The organism is Bacillus sp. FSL R7-0166 (assembly GCF_038008935.1).
GTDB lineage: Bacteria > Bacillota > Bacilli > Bacillales > Bacillaceae > Bacillus > Bacillus altitudinis.
In genome coordinates, this window is the sequence record NZ_JBBPAC010000001.1 from 491,067 (window position 1) to 508,628 (window position 17,562).

Here is a 17,562-nt window from a genome sequence, read left to right on the forward strand (position 1 = left end):
GGATCATGCTCCTATATCATATGTTTCTGATGCAGGGAGGCTTTCAGCAATATTTAACTTACGAAAAAGTGCTGCCTAAATGGACGAAACAAGGGAAAGATCTGCCGACCGTCAGCATTCTCATTCCAGCACATAATGAAGAAGTGGTCATTCGGCAGACGCTAAAAGCCATGGTCCAGTTATCCTATCCCAAACACCTTCTTGAAATCATTGTGATTAATGACAATTCCTCTGATCGTACAGGGGAGATTGTGCAATCATTTAGTGAACAATACGATCATGTCCATATGATTGAAACAAAGCCGCCATTTGCAGGGAAGGGGAAATCTACTGCACTGAATGAAGGCTTGAAGGCTTCGACAGGAGACGTTATTTGTGTATACGATGCAGATAATATGCCTGAAAAGAAAGCCGTCTACCATTTGGTTCTTGGATTATTGAATGATCCTAAAGCAGGTGCTGTTGTCGGGAAATTCAGGGTCATTAATGCAGCCAAAAACCTCCTGACAAAATTCATTAACATAGAAACGATCTGCTTCCAGTGGATGGCGCAAGGCGGGAGATGGAAATGGTTTGGCATTGCGACAATACCAGGCACCAACTTTGCGATCCGCCGGCACATTTTAGAAGAGCTTGGCGGCTGGGATGTCCATGCACTAGCTGAAGACACTGAATTAACAATTCGTGTGTATAATTTGGGCTATGTGATTCGGTTCTTTCCTGCTGCGATTACATGGGAACAAGAGCCTGAAACATGGAAAGTCTGGTGGCGGCAACGAACACGCTGGGCTAGAGGCAACCAATATGTTGTGCTCAAATTTTTAAGGCAGTTTATGAAATTAAAACGAAAACGAATGATTTTTGATTTATTTTATTTTTTCTTTACGTATTTCTTATTTTTCTTTGGTGTACTGCTCTCCAACGGCATTTTTATCGTAAACTTATTCGTTGATCTTCACTTATCTGTGGGAGCTGTGGCACTCATTCTATGGGGCTTAGCCTTTTTCCTCTTTTTAACAGAAGTGATGATTACGTTAAGCATAGAGAAAACAGAGCTGACCAAACAAAACATTCTCATTGTGATTCTCATGTACTTTACCTATTCCCAAGTATGGATTGCGCTTGTTGTGTACTCCTTATTTGTAGAGGCGAAAAGCCGATTATTGAAACAAGAAGTGAAATGGTACAAAACCGAGCGTTACAATCAACAACAAAAGAAAAGCGGGTGACATATTGAAATCGTTAAAATGGTTGATTTATATATTAGGATTATCCTTAGCGATCCAGCCTTTTTTCATGGCAGGTCAAGCAATGGCGCAATCCAACCGAGTTCAAGTCAAAGATGAGTGGATTCATTCTTCAAAAGAAAATAAAACAAAAACGCAGCATCTATCAGAAGACGTAGTGACCTTATATGGACAAGAAGACCGCACTGAATTTACCTATCAAGTGGATCAGGAAAAAACAGAGTCAAGCACATTGACGTTAAATATAGAGGCTTCACCATTATTGATTTCACCTTCCTCATTCACTGTTATGATTGATGGAGAGATCGAAAAGACCATCCCTGTATCAGGGAAAAACCAGAAGAAGTCGATTCAAATCAAGTTGAACAAATCACAATTGAAAAAAGGTACTCACCGCATTCAGGTCACATTTTATGGTGTTTTAAAAGAAGGCGTGTGTATCAACCAAGAGACACCTGCCAATTGGCTAAAAGTGTATCCTGAAAGTGAACTTACATTCAAAGGAATCAAGACGAAAGATTTCACATTAGATAGCTTTCCATCACCTTTTATTCAAACAGGTGATCAGAAAGAACAGACAGACATTGTCATTCCTAATTCACCGGATGCAGCTGAATTAGAAGCAGCCATCAAAGTATACCGTACGTTGAAAAACAAAGATCGCCAAAAGGAGATCAAACTTATCCAAGAAAAGGACATCAAGCAAGTGGCGCACCCAACGATTGCTGTGGGAGCTATAGGAAGCTGGGATGGACGGATGAAAACGATTGAACAAGCTGCAGGAATTAAAACGAAAAGCAGTCATCTTACGTTAGTGATGAGAACTTTGACAGCAAAGAAAACAGAACAGCCCATTTTATTGGTGACAGCGGAAAAGCCTGTGACAATCGCTGAAAAAATCAATGTTCTGACTCAGTCAGAATTAACGGATCAACTGACTGGAACAGACCTAGTGCTTCAAAAGGCTGCAGCTCAAACGTCTAAACCATCTCACAAGATTCGTTTGAAAGATTTTGGCGGAGATGATGTCACGGTTGGGACCAACAAGACGGCATCCGACCACTACTATTATCCGAAAGCGCTACTGGCTAACCAAAAATCAGGTGCGAAGCTCAATCTTTCATTCAAAAAATCTGATACAGCGGCAAGCAAAACAGAACGGTTAACTGTTATGATCAATGACGAACCGCACGACGTACCATTAACAAAACTAGGCAGCAAAGATGCGAATGGATTCTATCATGTCTCGATTCCAGTAGATTCAAAGATACTTCAAAAAAATGAATATATTGATTTGCAATTTGTCACAAGTGGTTTTAAAAACATGGAATCTTGCAGACATACGGATGAAGAAGGCTGGATATTCATTGACAAAAATAGCTCTTTACAAATACCAGAAGAAACAACGAGTGAAAAGCCAGATTTAGCCGCATGGCCGCTCCCGTTCACTTCAAAAAATACATTGATCATCATACCAGATCAAATCAAGCGTGAAACAATCAATCAAATGGCCATGCTGACGGAATCTTTTAGTCAGCCAGAAGTAGCTCAATATCATTTAATAAAAGCTTCTCAAGTGACAAATGAACAATTGAAAAATCACCCTCTCATTTTCATCGGAGGCATTCAAACATTCTCTCTTCTGAAAGAAAACGCAGCCGATCTCGTTGTTCCGGTGAAAAAGGATCAGTATGATGTATCTTCTTTCGGCATGATCAACGAAACAACGGCTCGAATTGTATGGACGCAGCCATCTGTTTGGAATAAAGAACAGACAATGACAGTCTTTTCAGGAATGACTGCAACTGAAGCTAACGTGTCAAATGAAGTCATGCAATTTCTTCAAACAAATACAGAAAAAGCAACAGTTGCAATAGAGAGTAAAAACAAAGGTGTGTTTTCTAATCATCAATCCGTCAGCAGCACATCGAACAGTCTGAAAACAAGTGAAAAACAAAGCAGCAGCGAGTCTTGGATTTACTTTGTGTGTATCGCTGCACTCATCCTTTTTGTGCTTGTGATGATTGTCTATTTCGTACGAAAAAACCGTAAAAAGACTGAGTTCTAAACGATCAAAAGACCTTGAAAAAATCTCTTTACTTTGGTGTCAAACGGGAGTATGATCTCTTTTATAAAAGACCAATCGCTGAATCATTTCGATGAGCGGGGGAACCAATTGTGGTGGTATAAAACACCACGTGGGGTGAATCCTTTTAAGGTAGGGCAAAATCTCATGCGCCCGAATCCGTCAGCTAACCTCGTAAGCGTTAAAGAGAGCAAAGACCAACCTGTGATCTAAACAATAGGCACAGGGGCATTCTATTGCCTCTGTGTCTTTTTGGCGATCCAAATTTTGTAACTCAAATCGTTTGACACTAAAGGAGCGGGCATCACATGTACAGTTTGATGAAGCGTATTTTAATTGGTAAACCATTAAAATCACAGGCAGCAGGAGAACAAAAACTATCAAAAATCAAAGCTTTGGCATTATTGTCATCAGACGCATTGTCGTCAGTCGCATACGGTACAGAACAAATCTTGATTGTTCTATCAGTTGTTAGTGCGGCAGCGTTTTGGTACTCACTCCCGATTGCAGGTTGTGTATTAATTCTTTTAATGGCGTTGATTCTATCTTACCGCCAGATTATTTATGCTTATCCAGAAGGCGGCGGGGCGTATGTCGTCTCCAGCAGAAACTTAGGTGAAAAACCAGGGCTGGTTGCTGGTGGATCATTACTCGTCGATTACATTTTAACCGTAGCAGTGAGCATTTCTGCTGGGACCGATGCGATCACATCGGCTTTTCCAGCTCTATATCCATATCATGTCATGATCTCAATCGTATTAGTCCTATTGATTATGGTGTTAAACCTTCGTGGACTGACAGAGTCGGCATCTATTTTGGCTTATCCTGTGTACCTATTTGTCTTTTCATTGCTCATTTTAATTGGGGTGGGCGGATTTAAACTATTAACTGGGCAAGTGCCGCCAGCACCTGAACATACAGCATTTGGCACACATGTATCAGGCATCACGTTATTTCTTTTATTAAAGGCATTTTCGTCTGGCTGTTCTGCTTTAACTGGTGTTGAAGCGATTTCTAATACAATTCCATCCTTTAAAAAACCAGCTGCACAAAATGCAGCGAGAACTTTATTGATGATGGGGGGATTACTGGCCGTTCTATTTGTAGGAGTGACATTGCTTGCGTTTGGTTTTGGCATCTCGCCAAAGCCAGAAGAAACGGTTGTGTCACAGATTGCATCAGACACATTGGGACGGACATTTTTCTACTATGTCATTCAAGCTGTCACAGCTTTAATTTTAATATTAGCGGCAAACACAGGTTTTTCAGCTTTTCCATTATTGGCTGTCAACTTAGCAAAAGATAAATATATGCCGCGCATGTTTACAGTGAGAGGAGATCGGCTCGGTTATTCCAATGGTATTATCTTTTTAGGCGTAGCTTCTATGCTGCTCATTTGGCTATTTGATGGGAAAACGGAACACCTCATTCCACTTTATGCTGTCGGTGTGTTTATTCCATTTACCTTGTCTCAGACAGGTATGTGTGTAAAGTGGATTCGTGAAAAACCACAGGGATGGAAAGTGAAAATGCCTATCAATATCGTGGGAGCACTTATTTCATTTACGGTTTTCATGATTCTCATTTTGACCAAGTTCCATCTTGTATGGCCAGTATTTGTTTTCATGCCAATTGTTCTATTTATTTTTCATTCTATTAAGAAACATTATCTGTCTGTTGGAGAACAATTACGTTTATTGAATGAAACCGAGCCTGTCGAAATCAAAGGAAATGTGGTCATCGTCCCAATAGCAGGTGTCACACGTGTCGTCGAACAATCTGTGCAATATGCAAAATCCTTATCAGACCAGGTCATAGCGGTTCATGTATCGTTTGATAAAGAGAAAGACAAGAAAATTGAAGCTGATTGGGAAAAGCTGAATAGTGATGTGCGTCTGGTGATTTTACATTCGTCTTATCGAAGTCTCATTCACCCGCTTGATAAATTTCTTGAAACGATTGAAGCGAAAGCAAATGCACATCAATATAGAGTGATGGTGCTCGTCCCTCAATTTATTCCGAAAAAAAGATGGCATACCATTTTGCACAATCAATCTGCTTTCTTATTAAGATTCCGTTTATTATGGAAACGGGATATTGTTGTCGCCACTCTTCCATATCACTTTAAAAAGTAACAAGAGCAAGTTGAAACGTTTGATCAAAAGGGTGCGGTGGTATGGAGTAAGAAAAAAGGAGTTTTCTCACATGCCGCAAAGAACCGCAGGAAAAGAAGTAACAGCGCTACTGGAAGAGTGGGGCGTGAAACATATTTATGGAATGCCCGGCGACAGTATTAACGAATTAATCGAAGAACTAAGGCATGAATCAAGCAAAATTCAATTTATACAAACAAGACATGAAGAAGTGGCAGCACTTTCAGCAGCAGCTGATGCGAAACTAACAGGCAAACTTGGTGTTTGTTTATCAATTGCTGGGCCAGGTGCTGTCCACTTATTAAATGGACTATACGATGCAAAAGCGGACGGTGCACCTGTATTAGCGATAGCAGGGCAGGTTGCCTCAACTGAAGTAGGCAGAGATGCATTTCAAGAAATCAAATTAGAGCGGATGTTTGACGATGTTGCTGTCTTTAATCAGCAAGTACAAACAGCAGAAGCTCTGCCTGACTTATTGAACCAAGCCATCAAAGCTGCTTATACCCATAAAGGGGTGGCAGTTCTCACTGTCTCAGATGATTTATTTTCTCAGAAAATTAAGCGGAGTCCCGTTTATACATCACCTCTTTATGTAGAGGGAGATGTGCGGCCGAAGAAAGATCAACTGCTAAAGGCTGCTCAACTCATTAACAATGCGAAGAAGCCAGTCATCTTAGCAGGAAAAGGATTAAGAAATGCTAAAGAAGAACTTCTTTCGTTTGCAGAAAAGGCAGCTGCACCGATCGTCATTACACTTCCTGCAAAAGGTGTTGTTCCAGACAGGCATCCATACTTTTTAGGAAACCTAGGTCAGATCGGGACGAAGCCTGCATATGAAGCGATGGAAGAGTGCGATTTATTAATCATGCTTGGAACCTCCTTCCCATATAGGGATTACTTACCGGAAGACACACCTGCCATTCAATTGGATATCAAACCGGATCAGATCGGTAAAAGATATCCAGTAGAAGTGGGGATTGTAAGTGACAGTAAGACTGGTCTTCATGAACTAACCTCTTATATTGAATATAAAGAGCAGCGCGGTTTCCTTGAAGCTTGTACAGAGCACATGATGAAGTGGCGAGAAGAAATGGGTAAGGAGAAATCTATTGCCACATCACCGCTTAAACCGCAGCAAGTCATCGCTAGATTAGAAGAAGCGGTAGATGATGATGCCATTCTTTCAGTTGATGTCGGTAATGTGACGGTATGGATGGCACGTCATTTCGAAATGAAGCAGCAGGATTTCATTATTTCCAGCTGGCTTGCCACAATGGGCTGTGGTTTACCTGGCGCAATATCAGCTAAATTAAACGAACCAAACCGCCAAGCCATTGCTGTCTGTGGTGACGGAGGCTTCACAATGGTGATGCAAGATTTTGTGACGGCAGTAAAATATAAACTGCCAATTGTCGTTGTGATCTTAAACAACAACAACCTTGGTATGATTGAATATGAACAACAGGTAAAAGGCAACATCAACTATGGTATAGAGCTGGAAGATATTGATTTTGCAAAATTTGCAGAAGCATGCGGTGGTAAAGGAATCTCGGTGTCATCACATGAAGAACTAGCACCAGCCTTTGATCAAGCACTTCAAGCTGAGAAACCTGTGATCATTGATGTTGCGGTGACCAATGAACCACCGTTACCTGGTAAAATCACTTACACACAAGCAGCGGGCTTTAGTAAATATTTATTGAAAAAATTCTTTGAAAAAGGTGAGCTGGATATCCCTCCACTCAAGAAAAGCCTTAAACGCTTTTTCTAAACAGCAGGTAGTCGGTCTTCCAATTAGGGAGACTGACTTTTTTTGTTGAATAGGTAAAAACATTTCAATTGTCACTTGTTTTCTTCTGTATAAAAATATACAGACTGGCTTTTTTGCAACTTAAAGCCTATTTTTCCAATTCAGTGAGAAAGGTAAAATAGACTTTATGATCAATAATGGAGGGAGTGGCTTAATCTGGGCAAGATACTTGATGCAAAAGCACTAACCAGTGCCATGGATACAAGGGCAAAACACTATCAGGAACTCCGCGAACAAATGATAGATTTAAAAAAGGCATTACAAGGTGTTGCCAACCTCGGTGACGACTTCACTGGAAAAGGTGCCGATAACATTAAAAGCTTCTACAAAGAACTCGCCGGAAATGTGGACATGTTTATTAGCTTCATTGATAAACAAAAAGCCTTTCATGAAGGTGTTTCTGGGACACTTGATGATACAAATTTTGGCGGCGACACCTTTGTAGAAGAACACTTTTTAGACAACGCTGTACATATGGGAATCAAGAATGCCAAAAGCATCGTGAAGGATCAAAAAAAGGCACTCAAAACGATTTTTCAAGATATTGACGACCTCATTTCTCTGGAGGTATTTGATAGTAAAACCTTTGACGAAAAGATTGCAGATGCGGAAGATGAACGGAAGAAAACGGTTAAAGATTTAATAGAACTTGATCAAAATCTAAAAGATGAATATGCTTTGTCAGAGACTGAGGAAAAGGCTACAATGGCATTGTACGCAGAAATGATGAATGCGACAAATGACGGAAAATCCATTTCGCCTATGAATTTTGACAAGAAAGCGTATCAAAATAGCGAAATCTACAAGGCAAAAAGCGATATTGAGAAGCAAACTTCTGAATATCTAAAAATCAAAAAAGATCAAGAAGAAGCCCGCGAGATCGCAAAGGAACAGGAAGCGCTCGCCAACCGTCCGTGGTATGAAAAAACTCTTGATTACGGAGGAAATATTGTCAATGAATTGACAGGCGTGAACGATGCAAAACGTGCCGCAACAGGTGTCGATCCGATCACAGGTGAAGAACTCACCGCAGGACAGCGAGTCGCCGCAGGAGGCATGGCTGCAGCAGGATACATCCCGATAGTCGGATGGGCGGGCCGTATTTTCAAAGGCGGAAAAGCCGTCTATAAAACGACTCAAGCCACGTCCGCCGCAGTAAGAGCGGTCGACATTTACAAGACATCACAGAAGTCTTTCGATGCGTTGAAAACATCACAAAAAGGCTTATACGGTCTTACTGCGACCAACGGCTTCAGTGAAGCGATTACGGGTCGAGATATGTTTGGAAACAAGGTCTCGAAAGAACAGCAGGAAGCGAGTATGAGTGCTGCGCTGGGGATGCTTTTACCGTTTGGGGCGAAAGGGTTTCGTGGGAAGATGGGGATTAAGAGTACGAGTGAACTTAAGCATCCGGTTTTAGATAATCCAAGAGTAGGTAGTGCATTAAAAGATGATTTTTATCATAGATTTAATGATATTATTGACAACTATGCAGTTCATTCTAAAAGATTTGATTTGCCGAATAGAAGAGGACATATGGATTCGTTGTATCAAATTGAGGGATCAATGGTTAAGTATGAGACAAAGTTTGTAAAAATTAAGAATAATGCACCTGAAATGATACAGTCGAAAGAGATAAGAAATGGCGTGTTTGAATGGGTTGTAGATCCAACAACTAACAAAGTAACCCATAGAACTTTTATACCTGACGGCAAAGTTACAGGAAAAATAAATCAATGGGGGAAATAAAAAATTGTATAAAATTGAAATAATCAAGAAAAGTGGATTTGAATGTAATTGGGCTACGTTGTTTGTTGGTAGACAGTATAATTTAATTCCTGCCTTAGAAGTAACAAACTATGCAGTGGAATATCTAGAAAATAACCCTCATGATGATAACGAGCTCATTCTTGAATTAGCGTGGGAACAAGAAGAAGTAAAGGTAGATGATATACTTGAAAGCATAATCTCTGATAATTCTTCGGAAGACATGACGAGAGAATATCATAAGTGGCTATATAGTATTATGAAAGAAGCGTATACTCACTCAACTGATGATACCATCTTTGAAGAAATTGAACATATTTTCTCAGTCTTTCACACGCCCGAAAATATGTATGATTTTTTTAGAGAAGTATCAGACGCATTTTATTATCCCCATGATTCACAAAAAACAATGAAAGAACTTGTAGAAGAGTTTTTAGAAAATGAAAAACAATTGATTTTAAATAAGTAGAGAACTTAAAGAAAACGATGGATAAATAAGCCATCGTTTTTTCGTACATAAGATTGTTTGTCTAATGACCTTTCTCTTGAGCATAGGGATTTTCATGGAATTGCAGAAGTCCTTTGGTGATTGAATTCTACGTGGAATGTTATATATAGGATCATTTTATAAAATTTTGAAAGAAACGGTGAAAACATAGATTGACAATAAAATAAGTATCATATCCGAGAAATTTGAAAATAAAAATATGGGTGAACTCGTAGAAGGAATTACGATTATCATAGATGGAAAATTTCACCTTGATATTTCTGGTAAAATCAAGGTTTTTTAAACTGTAAATTCACTTTCATACCAAATCACCCCACACATAATTGGGAATCATATGTTAAACTAACCCAATCACCACAAAAAAGGGGAATAAACCATGCTATGGATTTTCACACAAAACGAACAAAGTTTCGTTAATGTTCACGAAGTCACAGTAACCGGTAAAAAGATTGAAGGGTTTATCGCAGGCAGTGATTCTTGGGTCAAGACGCTCGGCAAGTATGACTCAAGCGATCGAGCATCAGAGATCCTTCAAGACATTGTGAAAGTAATTGAAAAAAACCAAAATGGTACGATGACCTATCGAATGCCTGAGCAGTAAAAAAGAAACCACCTTTCCATCGTGAAAAGGTGGTTTTGTTTATGAGGGTGTTTTGGTAAAGGCTAAAAATAACGGGATGCCTGTGCCGACAAGTGTAGTGGCGAATAGGAACATACCGCAAATGAATAGAAAATGACTGGCTGAAAAGACGAGTGCCAGAATGAGAAATACGATGCTGAGTCCTGCCATGCTATAGGATGGAACAAAGCGACGTTTGTATGTGGCTTTCTTTGTTAGGAATGAGAAGAAAATGCCAAATAATAAAGGGACAATCCATAAGTAAAATAAAATAATAAGAGACATACATCATACCTCGATTTTTTCCTTCTATTTTATCAGATGCCAATCACAACGGATACTACAAAGCTTCACTTTGTAAAATAGTTCATCCAATCGACACAATTAAGTAGGCTGATTGATCGAATTCGTTTTTTGTTTCATATATTCAGGCTGTAAAAGTGCGTACACACAGTGATCGGCAAAGTGGTCGCCCAGCCATTCACATTGTCTTAATATGCCTTCAAGTGAAAAAGATAAACGCTCTGCGATGCGTCTGCTTTTTTGATTATCAACAGCGGCCCTTATTTCAATGCGGTGCAGACCGCACTCTTCAAATAAATAGTGAATGACCGCTTTGCATGCTTTTGTCATGATGCCTTTTCCTTGATAGCCTTCCCCGAGCCAATAGCCAATGGAAACCGTCCGGTTAATCCAATGAATTTGGTGGGTGCCAATGATACCAACGAGTTCCCCATGTGACCAGATTCCAGCCTGAAAACCATTGTTTTGCAAAGCTTGCTGCATGGCACCTTGAATAAACGCCATGCTATCTTCTTCTGTCTGCGTCGAATCGACCCATAGCATCCATTCACGTAAATGCTCTCTTGAGCGTTGGATGAGCAGGTACAGGCTTCTCGCGTCTCTTGGTTCAAGCAGCCGCATGGATAGATCTTGATCCTGATAAAAAAACATGTGATCACATCCTCTCAAGGGAAATTCTACCACAACCCGATATAAAAGACAGCATGATCACTGTCTTTTACATAAACGAATCCACAATTAAAAACAGATTAAGTGCGACAACAAGAGCTGCTATCACCCAAGATATTCCTGTCACCCAGCGAGCATTCGTCAAATCGCCCATAATTCGTTTTTTACTTGTAAACAAAATGAGTGGAATTAAAGCAAACGCTATTCCAAATGATAAGACCACTTGACTCATCACAAGTGCAGATGTCGGATTGACCCCAGATGCAATGATCGCAATAGGGGGAATGATGGTAATCAGCCGGCGGACATACAGCGGAATTCGGTACTGAATAAAACCTTGCATGATAATATCGCCTGACAGTGTACCGACAGAAGAACTGGAAAGTCCGGCTACAAGCAGACCTACACCAAATAAGATCGCTGATACAGGACCTGCGAGAGTGCCAAAATGCTGAAATGCTACATCTAAATCCTCAACAAAAAGACCATTTTTAAAAAATAAAGCAGCTGCTACAATCAACATGCTGGCATTGATGGCGCCAGCAACTACCATCGCAATGAGGATGTCTAAAAACTCAAAACGAAAAATCAGCTTTTTCTCTTTTTCCGTTCTGCCGACGACTCTTCTTTGCGTTAAGGCTGAATGGAGATAGATCGCATGCGGCATCACCGTAGCGCCTAAAATACCAGCGGCAAGCAGTACGCTGTCTGTCCCTTCAAACCTTGGAATGAACAGTCCACCGGCGACACTTGCAAGATCAGGTTTAGCCACAAAGGTTTGTACAGCGAAAGCAATCACGACAACAAACAGCATGCCGGTAATTCCTGCTTCTAACGCTCGATAACCTCGTCTTTGGAGCTCTAAAATGGCAAAAGAACCGATCGCTGCAATAATCGATGCTTCAAGCAGCGGGATACGAAAGAGTAAGTATAAACCAAGGGCAGCCCCGATAAATTCGGCTAAATCTGTGGCGATAATGACGAGTTCGCCCTGAATCCATAAACCAATCGAGACTGGTTTTGGAAACTCTTCTCGAGCAATTTCAGGTAAATTTTTCCCTGTTGCGATTCCAAGCTTTGCAGACAAAGACTGGATGAGTAAGGCCATGAGATTGGATATGAGAATGACCCATAACAGAAGGTAGCCATATTTCGAACCAGCCGCAATGTTGGTCGCAAAGTTTCCTGGATCAATATAGGCAATGGCTGCGATAAAAGCAGGCCCGAGAAAAGGAAGGAGCCTTCTAAATCCTTTCACCTTTCCTTCAAGTGCACGCTCCGCTGCCACTGACATGTGGGCTTGTGCCTCGATGTATTTGTTTGTCATATGTCATCACCTAGATTCTACAAAGTTTTGCTTTGGCACAAAAAGTTTCCTCGATGCAATTTTTAATCATCATATGCCCATCTTCATGAAAAGTCAACTATCTGAACTAATAGGTTTGTTTATCATATGTAAGTGAAAAAAATAGATACCTTGTCAATCAAAACATAAAAAACACCGCCTCTAATCTTAGGCGGTGCATCCTCTGCTTCCTCTTCTTTTGTATCGTTTTTTAAGAAACCCTTGATCCAACGCTGCGGAAGATCAGGCTTAAAATAATGACAAAAATGGCTGCTCCTAAGATCGCTGGAATGATCGCAAATCCTGCCAGACTAGGACCCCACGTTCCAAGTAATCCATGACCAATCCAAGCACCTGCAAGCCCGGCAATCATTGAACCGATCCAGCCTCCTGGTACACTGCCTCCAGCGAGTGCACTCCCAATGAGACCAATGACAATCGCCACAACTAATGAAATTAGAAATCCTAACATGTTGATCACTCCTCTTTTGTTTGTTTACTAAGCAATAACCGTTTTAAAAGAGATTAAAACCTTTCGGAACCGCTTCAATGTTCGATACGTATGATGGACAAGGATTGTGTATAATAACAGACATATACTTGAACGGCATCTAAGGAGGCAAATCGCATGGAGGAAAGAGAGTGGTTAAAAGCACAATTAAAAGAGATTGAAAAGTGGGAGAAAGACCAGCAAAAGGTATGGTTTTGGGAGAAACTTAGCCGGCTTCCATTTCAAATGCTGGACAAGCTGACCCCTGCCTTTATTCAAAAGAAAATCGGTGTGTTATTAGATGAGATGGGGCACTATATTCAATCAGGCGGTGTCTATTTGACGTCAGAGAAAGGCATTATTCATCAATTTCAAAAGAAATGTGCCGATGAATCGATTCAGCGTATTGAAGATATTGAGGCGGCTCCGATCGAGGTCATGGATGCCATTAGTGATCAGATGGGGAAAAACCGAACAAACCTCGCCACTGTGCAAGGTGCGACAACAGGTGTCGGAGGTATGTTTACATTAGCGGCAGATATTCCAGCTGTCCTCGGTCTCTCTTTAAAAACATTACAGGATATCGCCGTCACCTATGGCTATGATCCGAAAAATAAAGAAGAACGAGTCTTTATCATTAAATGTTTACAGTTGAATTCTGCTGACGTTGTTGGGAAAAAATCAATATTAAAAGAGCTGAAGAGCTATCATGCATCAGAAGGGAAGCACGAAAACATGATCTCTCAAATTCAAGGATGGCGTGAGGTCGTATATAACTACCGTGATTCGTTTGGCTGGAAGAAGCTGTTTCAACTTGTCCCAATTGCGGGGATTTTGTTTGGTGCAGCGTCCAACCGCTCACAGTTAAAAGGAATTGCCGAAACAGGCATCATGCAATATCGAAAGCGCAGAATATTATCAAGATTAGAGGAGCTCGCTCAGCAAGAACAGCGTGACTCCGGCGCATAAAAAATCCCTTTCTAAAGGGATTTTTTATTTGGTCTCAGCATCTTCTTCAAACGCTTGAATCGGAGAATATTCATAGCGTGCCCGGAGCTCGCGGATTTGTTTGATCAAGGTGGAACCGATGATCCTTTCTGCTTCATCATACAAAGGATCGAGCGCCTTCATCCATTTTTGCCGCTCTGCTGGTGTTAATTCGTGTATGGCAATTGGAGATTCGCGTTTAATATCCTCCAGCTGATCCTTGTTCATCTGTTCGGCATGTTTTTCGTTCCATGCCGTTGTTTCTTCCATCGCTTCGAGTAAAATTCGCTTCGTCTCAGGTGTTTGACGATCAAAAAAAGATTGATCCGTCAAGACGACATACCCTAAATACCCGTGATTACTGATCGTCATATAGTCTTGTATATGATAGAATTTTTTTGAATAAATATTTGAAATTGTATTTTCTTCACCGTCTACTTTTTTTGTTTCTAGCAGCTGAAATGTTGAATTAAACGATTCCTGATAGGGTTTTGCGCCTAGAAGCTTGAATTGCTTTTCAATCATGTCACTTTGCATAATACGGAGAGATTGTTTTTTTAAATCACTAGGCTGCTTGATTGGGCCTTTATTCGAAGTGATTTGCTTAAAGCCATTTGTCCAGTAGGCCATTCCCTTTAGTCCGTCTTTTTGCAGTGTGCCGAACAGTCTCTGTCCAATCGCACCATGTAACCCTTCTTGGACAGCATCGTAGTTAGAAAAGGCAAAGGGCAGATCAAGTGCCAGCCATTCAGGGGACAGCATGCCGAGCTTTGACGTAGACGGAGCAATAAATTGAACTTGATTCTCTTTTAGTGCATTAATTTCTTCGATATCAGAATAAAGACTCCCGTTTGAAAAGATTTGTATGCTGATCCTGCCGTCGGATTTTTCGTGAACAAGTTCAGCAAATTTCTTTGCAGCCAGCCCTTTTGGGGTATTATCTGCGACAACATGGCTGAATTTGAACACAAGCTGATCCTTCAGCCCTGTCTGTTCATCGTCGAAGGTCGTCGCTGATTTAGGCATCATATGATAAAAACCAAAGTATAAAGCGGTTACAAAACCGATGATGAGCAATAGCGTATAGGCAAGTAAATTCTTCATGCGTCAGATCCCCCTTATGTCAAGGATACTTGACAGAGGAAGAATTCGTAAAGATACAGGTGAAAAAATGATGAGAAATCGACTGAAATTACAACAATTATCTATTAGATGGAAACTCACCATCCTCACATATTTCGTTGTCATTTTTGCCCTTTTAATCGGAGGAATTGTTCTGGTCGGGGGAATTCAGCAAACAGAGGAACGAGAACTTCGAAAAAGGCTCATGAACACGGCGAGAACAGTAGCTGAGATGAATGAGGTAAAGCAGGCATTGGATGATCAGACAAAGGAGCGTACGCGATTACAGCATGCCATTGAAGAGATTCGGATTATCCAAGATGCTGACTACATTGTTGTCATGGATATGGAACACGTGCGATTGACACATCCAGTGAAAACAAGGATTGGCCAGCGCTCTGAGGGGACAGATGAAGAACCTGCCTTTGCAGAGCATATCTATTTCTCAGAAGCACAGGGAGAGCTTGGCACAGCCATTAGAGCCTTTTATCCAGTAAAGGATGAAAAATTTAACCAAACAGGGGTTGTACTAGTCGGAAGAACATTGCCGAGTATGGCAGATATATTAGGAGAAATGAAGCAGGATATCCTCATGATCCTTCTGCTCACACTCAGCTTCGGGCTTGTCGGTTCATTTTTGCTCGCCCGTCATATTAAACAGCAAATGTTTAAGCTGGAGCCGCATGAGATTGTCAGAATGCTAGAGGAACGCACCGCTACCTTTCATTCCATTAATGAAGGGGTCATTGCCATTGATAACCAGCACATGATCACCATTTTTAATGAAAAAGCGAAGCAAATTTTCAGCGTGACAGGTGATGTAGTGGGCCGAAATATTTGGGATGTGCTGTCAGATACAAGGCTTCCAGAAATCATTGACCGCGCAGAACCCGTCTACAATGAAGAAATTCATATGAGCGGAAAGCGGATCATGAGCAGCCGAATTCCAATTGTGATGAAAAAGAAAATCATTGGAGCGGTTGCGATTTTTCAGGACCGGACAGAGGCAGCCAAATTGGCGGAGGAATTAACCGGGGTGAAGAATTTCGTTGATGGCCTGCGGGTGCAAAATCATGAACATATGAATAAGCTTCATACAATTGCGGGTTTAATTCAGCTGGGGAAAGCCGATCAAGCACTCGATTTAGCGTTCCAAACGACCGAAGAACAGGAGCATGTGATGGACTTTCTCCACCGTGTAATACAGCATGATGCAGTTGCTGGTTTATTGATGAGCAAGATAAGAAGGGGCAAGGAGCTTGGAATCAAGGTTGAAGTAGATGAAAATAGCAGTCTGCGCGATTTCCCAGAGCGGCTGGATCAGCATGATATGACGAAGCTACTTGGCAACCTGATCGAGAACGCCTTTGCCGCGTATGATACTGTAGAAAGAGACACAAAACTCATTTCTATTAGTATTGATCAAACAGAGGATGTCCTCGCGATCTTAATTGAAGATTATGGATCTGGAATAGAAGAGGACATGATTCCTCATATTTTCGATAAAGGCTTTACTCACGGTAAAGAAGGCGGAACAGGCTACGGGCTGTATATTGTAAAAACGATTATCGACAAAGGAATGGGAAATGTAGAAGTCACATCAAGCATCGGCATTGGTACCACCTTCTCAATCGAATTCCCAATGACAATAGAGGAGAGAGACAGATGACTCAGATTAAGGTGCTATTAATTGAAGATGACCCGATGGTGCAAGAAGTCAATAGAGAGTTCATTAAGAGTGTCCCTGGCTTTCAAGTTGCGGCTGTAGCAGGAAATGGCGAGCAGGGCATCCAGCTGATCAAAGACATTCGCCCAGATCTTGTGGTGCTCGATGTGTATATGCCTAAAAAAGATGGCGTCAAAACACTGCAAGACATCAGAAAGCAAAAGATGCAGGTGGATGTGATTGTGATTTCGGCAGCAAAGGACAAAGAGACGATCGGTACCATGCTTCAAAATGGTGCCCGAGATTATATCATTAAGCCATTTAAGTTCGAACGGATGAAAGAATCTCTTGAAAGCTATAAAGCGTTCAAATCAAAAATTCGTACCGCAGCAGAATTTTCTCAAGAGATGCTCGATGATATCATACGAAAGCCTGCTGTTAAGCTTGAAGAGACGTGGCTTCCTAAGGGGCTGAATGTGCATACGATGAATGAAATTAAAGCCTATATGCGTCTGCAAGAAGGAGCGCAGTCTGCAGAGGAAGTCGCCAATGCACTTGGGATTGCACGTGTCACGGCACGCCGTTATTTAGATTTCCTTGTAAAAGAAGGCGAGCTGAAATTAGATATGCAATATGGCGGGGTCGGACGCCCTGTGAATAAATATATCGTACATTCTGACTAAGAGACCAAAAAGACCAAAATGTACGATATGTCCATAAGCTTCACAGCCTTTGATGAAATCGCTATCATTTACCTACAGATAACAGTTAAGCGTTTACATCAAAG

15 protein-coding genes and 1 riboswitch are annotated in these 17,562 nt (G+C 41.1%); of the genes, 10 read left to right on the forward strand and 5 right to left on the reverse strand.

The window, feature by feature from the left end; genetic code table 11:
- Nucleotides 1–5: 5 nt before the first annotated feature.
- From NST01_RS02380 to NST01_RS02410, 7 genes are all read left to right on the forward strand, one after another.
- Nucleotides 6–1,229: a glycosyltransferase family 2 protein gene (locus NST01_RS02380; RefSeq protein ID WP_445662199.1), complete on the forward strand. Its 1,224-nt coding sequence runs from the start codon at nt 6–8 to the stop codon at nt 1,227–1,229.
- A 4-nt stretch (nt 1,230–1,233) separates the two neighbouring features.
- Nucleotides 1,234–3,315 carry a cellulose biosynthesis cyclic di-GMP-binding regulatory protein BcsB gene (locus NST01_RS02385; RefSeq protein ID WP_341041424.1) on the forward strand — a complete coding sequence of 694 codons (2,082 nt, stop codon included), beginning with the start codon at nt 1,234–1,236 and terminating at the stop codon, nt 3,313–3,315.
- Between the two features lie 66 nt (nt 3,316–3,381).
- Nucleotides 3,382–3,529: riboswitch (cyclic di-AMP (ydaO/yuaA leader) on the forward strand.
- A gap of 112 nt (nt 3,530–3,641) precedes the next feature.
- The gene (locus NST01_RS02390) at nt 3,642–5,468 is read left to right on the forward strand and encodes an APC family permease (protein ID WP_341041425.1); all 1,827 of its coding nucleotides are present in this window, start codon (nt 3,642–3,644) and stop codon (nt 5,466–5,468) included.
- Between the two features lie 70 nt (nt 5,469–5,538).
- Nucleotides 5,539–7,260 carry a pyruvate oxidase gene (locus NST01_RS02395; RefSeq protein ID WP_025206783.1) on the forward strand — a complete coding sequence of 574 codons (1,722 nt, stop codon included), beginning with the start codon at nt 5,539–5,541 and terminating at the stop codon, nt 7,258–7,260.
- Between the two features lie 195 nt (nt 7,261–7,455).
- Nucleotides 7,456–9,048 (forward strand): ribonuclease YeeF family protein, encoded by a 1,593-nt coding sequence (locus NST01_RS02400; protein WP_341042515.1) that lies wholly within the window; start codon nt 7,456–7,458, stop codon nt 9,046–9,048.
- Between the two features lie 4 nt (nt 9,049–9,052).
- A complete protein-coding gene (locus NST01_RS02405) occupies nt 9,053–9,535 on the forward strand; it encodes a DUF2247 family protein (RefSeq protein WP_024720474.1) in 483 nt (160 codons plus the stop codon).
- Between the two features lie 415 nt (nt 9,536–9,950).
- Entirely contained in the window at nt 9,951–10,175 is a 225-nt protein-coding gene (locus NST01_RS02410; protein WP_061418014.1) for a hypothetical protein, read from the forward strand.
- Between the two features lie 39 nt (nt 10,176–10,214).
- Here the strand turns inward: NST01_RS02410 and NST01_RS02415 are convergent, their stop codons facing one another.
- The 4 genes from NST01_RS02415 to NST01_RS02430 form a co-directional block, all read right to left on the reverse strand.
- Entirely contained in the window at nt 10,215–10,478 is a 264-nt protein-coding gene (locus tag NST01_RS02415) for a hypothetical protein (protein ID WP_008346966.1), read from the reverse strand.
- Nucleotides 10,479–10,577: 99 nt separating this feature from the next.
- The gene (locus NST01_RS02420; RefSeq protein ID WP_008346964.1) at nt 10,578–11,147 is read right to left on the reverse strand and encodes a GNAT family N-acetyltransferase; all 570 of its coding nucleotides are present in this window, start codon (nt 11,145–11,147) and stop codon (nt 10,578–10,580) included.
- A gap of 67 nt (nt 11,148–11,214) precedes the next feature.
- Nucleotides 11,215–12,492, reverse strand: coding sequence for an Nramp family divalent metal transporter (locus NST01_RS02425; RefSeq protein WP_341041426.1), 1,278 nt, complete (start codon nt 12,490–12,492; stop codon nt 11,215–11,217).
- Between the two features lie 229 nt (nt 12,493–12,721).
- The gene (locus NST01_RS02430) at nt 12,722–12,982 is read right to left on the reverse strand and encodes a GlsB/YeaQ/YmgE family stress response membrane protein (RefSeq protein WP_003214275.1); all 261 of its coding nucleotides are present in this window, start codon (nt 12,980–12,982) and stop codon (nt 12,722–12,724) included.
- A 156-nt stretch (nt 12,983–13,138) separates the two neighbouring features.
- Between NST01_RS02430 and NST01_RS02435 the strand changes: the two genes are divergently transcribed.
- On the forward strand, nt 13,139–13,969 hold the full coding sequence (locus NST01_RS02435) for an EcsC family protein (RefSeq protein WP_007496524.1): 831 nt from the start codon (nt 13,139–13,141) through the stop codon (nt 13,967–13,969).
- A 24-nt stretch (nt 13,970–13,993) separates the two neighbouring features.
- Here NST01_RS02435 and NST01_RS02440 read toward each other — a convergent pair whose 3' ends face one another.
- Nucleotides 13,994–15,091: a TRAP transporter substrate-binding protein gene (locus NST01_RS02440; protein WP_025206786.1), complete on the reverse strand. Its 1,098-nt coding sequence runs from the start codon at nt 15,089–15,091 to the stop codon at nt 13,994–13,996.
- A gap of 67 nt (nt 15,092–15,158) precedes the next feature.
- Between NST01_RS02440 and NST01_RS02445 the strand changes: the two genes are divergently transcribed.
- Entirely contained in the window at nt 15,159–16,778 is a 1,620-nt protein-coding gene (locus tag NST01_RS02445; RefSeq protein ID WP_445662193.1) for an ATP-binding protein, read from the forward strand.
- On the forward strand, nt 16,775–17,458 hold the full coding sequence (locus NST01_RS02450) for a response regulator (RefSeq protein ID WP_341041427.1): 684 nt from the start codon (nt 16,775–16,777) through the stop codon (nt 17,456–17,458). Before NST01_RS02445 ends, NST01_RS02450 begins: the two co-directional genes overlap by 4 nt.
- Nucleotides 17,459–17,562 lie beyond the last annotated feature (104 nt).

Bases quoted from the DNA above. Each gene is read 5' to 3' on its own strand.
- NST01_RS02425 (WP_341041426.1), bottom strand. From the start codon at position 12,492: ATGACAAACAAATACATCGAGGCACAAGCCCACATGTCAGTGGCAGCG.
- NST01_RS02435 (WP_007496524.1), top strand. From the start codon at position 13,139: ATGGAGGAAAGAGAGTGGTTAAAAGCACAATTAAAAGAGATTGAAAAG.
- NST01_RS02415 (WP_008346966.1), bottom strand. From the start codon at position 10,478: ATGTCTCTTATTATTTTATTTTACTTATGGATTGTCCCTTTATTATTT.
- NST01_RS02420 (WP_008346964.1), bottom strand. From the start codon at position 11,147: ATGTTTTTTTATCAGGATCAAGATCTATCCATGCGGCTGCTTGAACCA.
- NST01_RS02445 (WP_445662193.1), top strand. From the start codon at position 15,159: ATGATGAGAAATCGACTGAAATTACAACAATTATCTATTAGATGGAAA.
- NST01_RS02390 (WP_341041425.1), top strand. From the start codon at position 3,642: ATGTACAGTTTGATGAAGCGTATTTTAATTGGTAAACCATTAAAATCA.
- NST01_RS02450 (WP_341041427.1), top strand. From the start codon at position 16,775: ATGACTCAGATTAAGGTGCTATTAATTGAAGATGACCCGATGGTGCAA.
- NST01_RS02440 (WP_025206786.1), bottom strand. From the start codon at position 15,091: ATGAAGAATTTACTTGCCTATACGCTATTGCTCATCATCGGTTTTGTA.
- NST01_RS02380 (WP_445662199.1), top strand. From the start codon at position 6: ATGCTCCTATATCATATGTTTCTGATGCAGGGAGGCTTTCAGCAATAT.
- NST01_RS02410 (WP_061418014.1), top strand. From the start codon at position 9,951: ATGCTATGGATTTTCACACAAAACGAACAAAGTTTCGTTAATGTTCAC.
- NST01_RS02430 (WP_003214275.1), bottom strand. From the start codon at position 12,982: ATGTTAGGATTTCTAATTTCATTAGTTGTGGCGATTGTCATTGGTCTC.
- NST01_RS02395 (WP_025206783.1), top strand. From the start codon at position 5,539: ATGCCGCAAAGAACCGCAGGAAAAGAAGTAACAGCGCTACTGGAAGAG.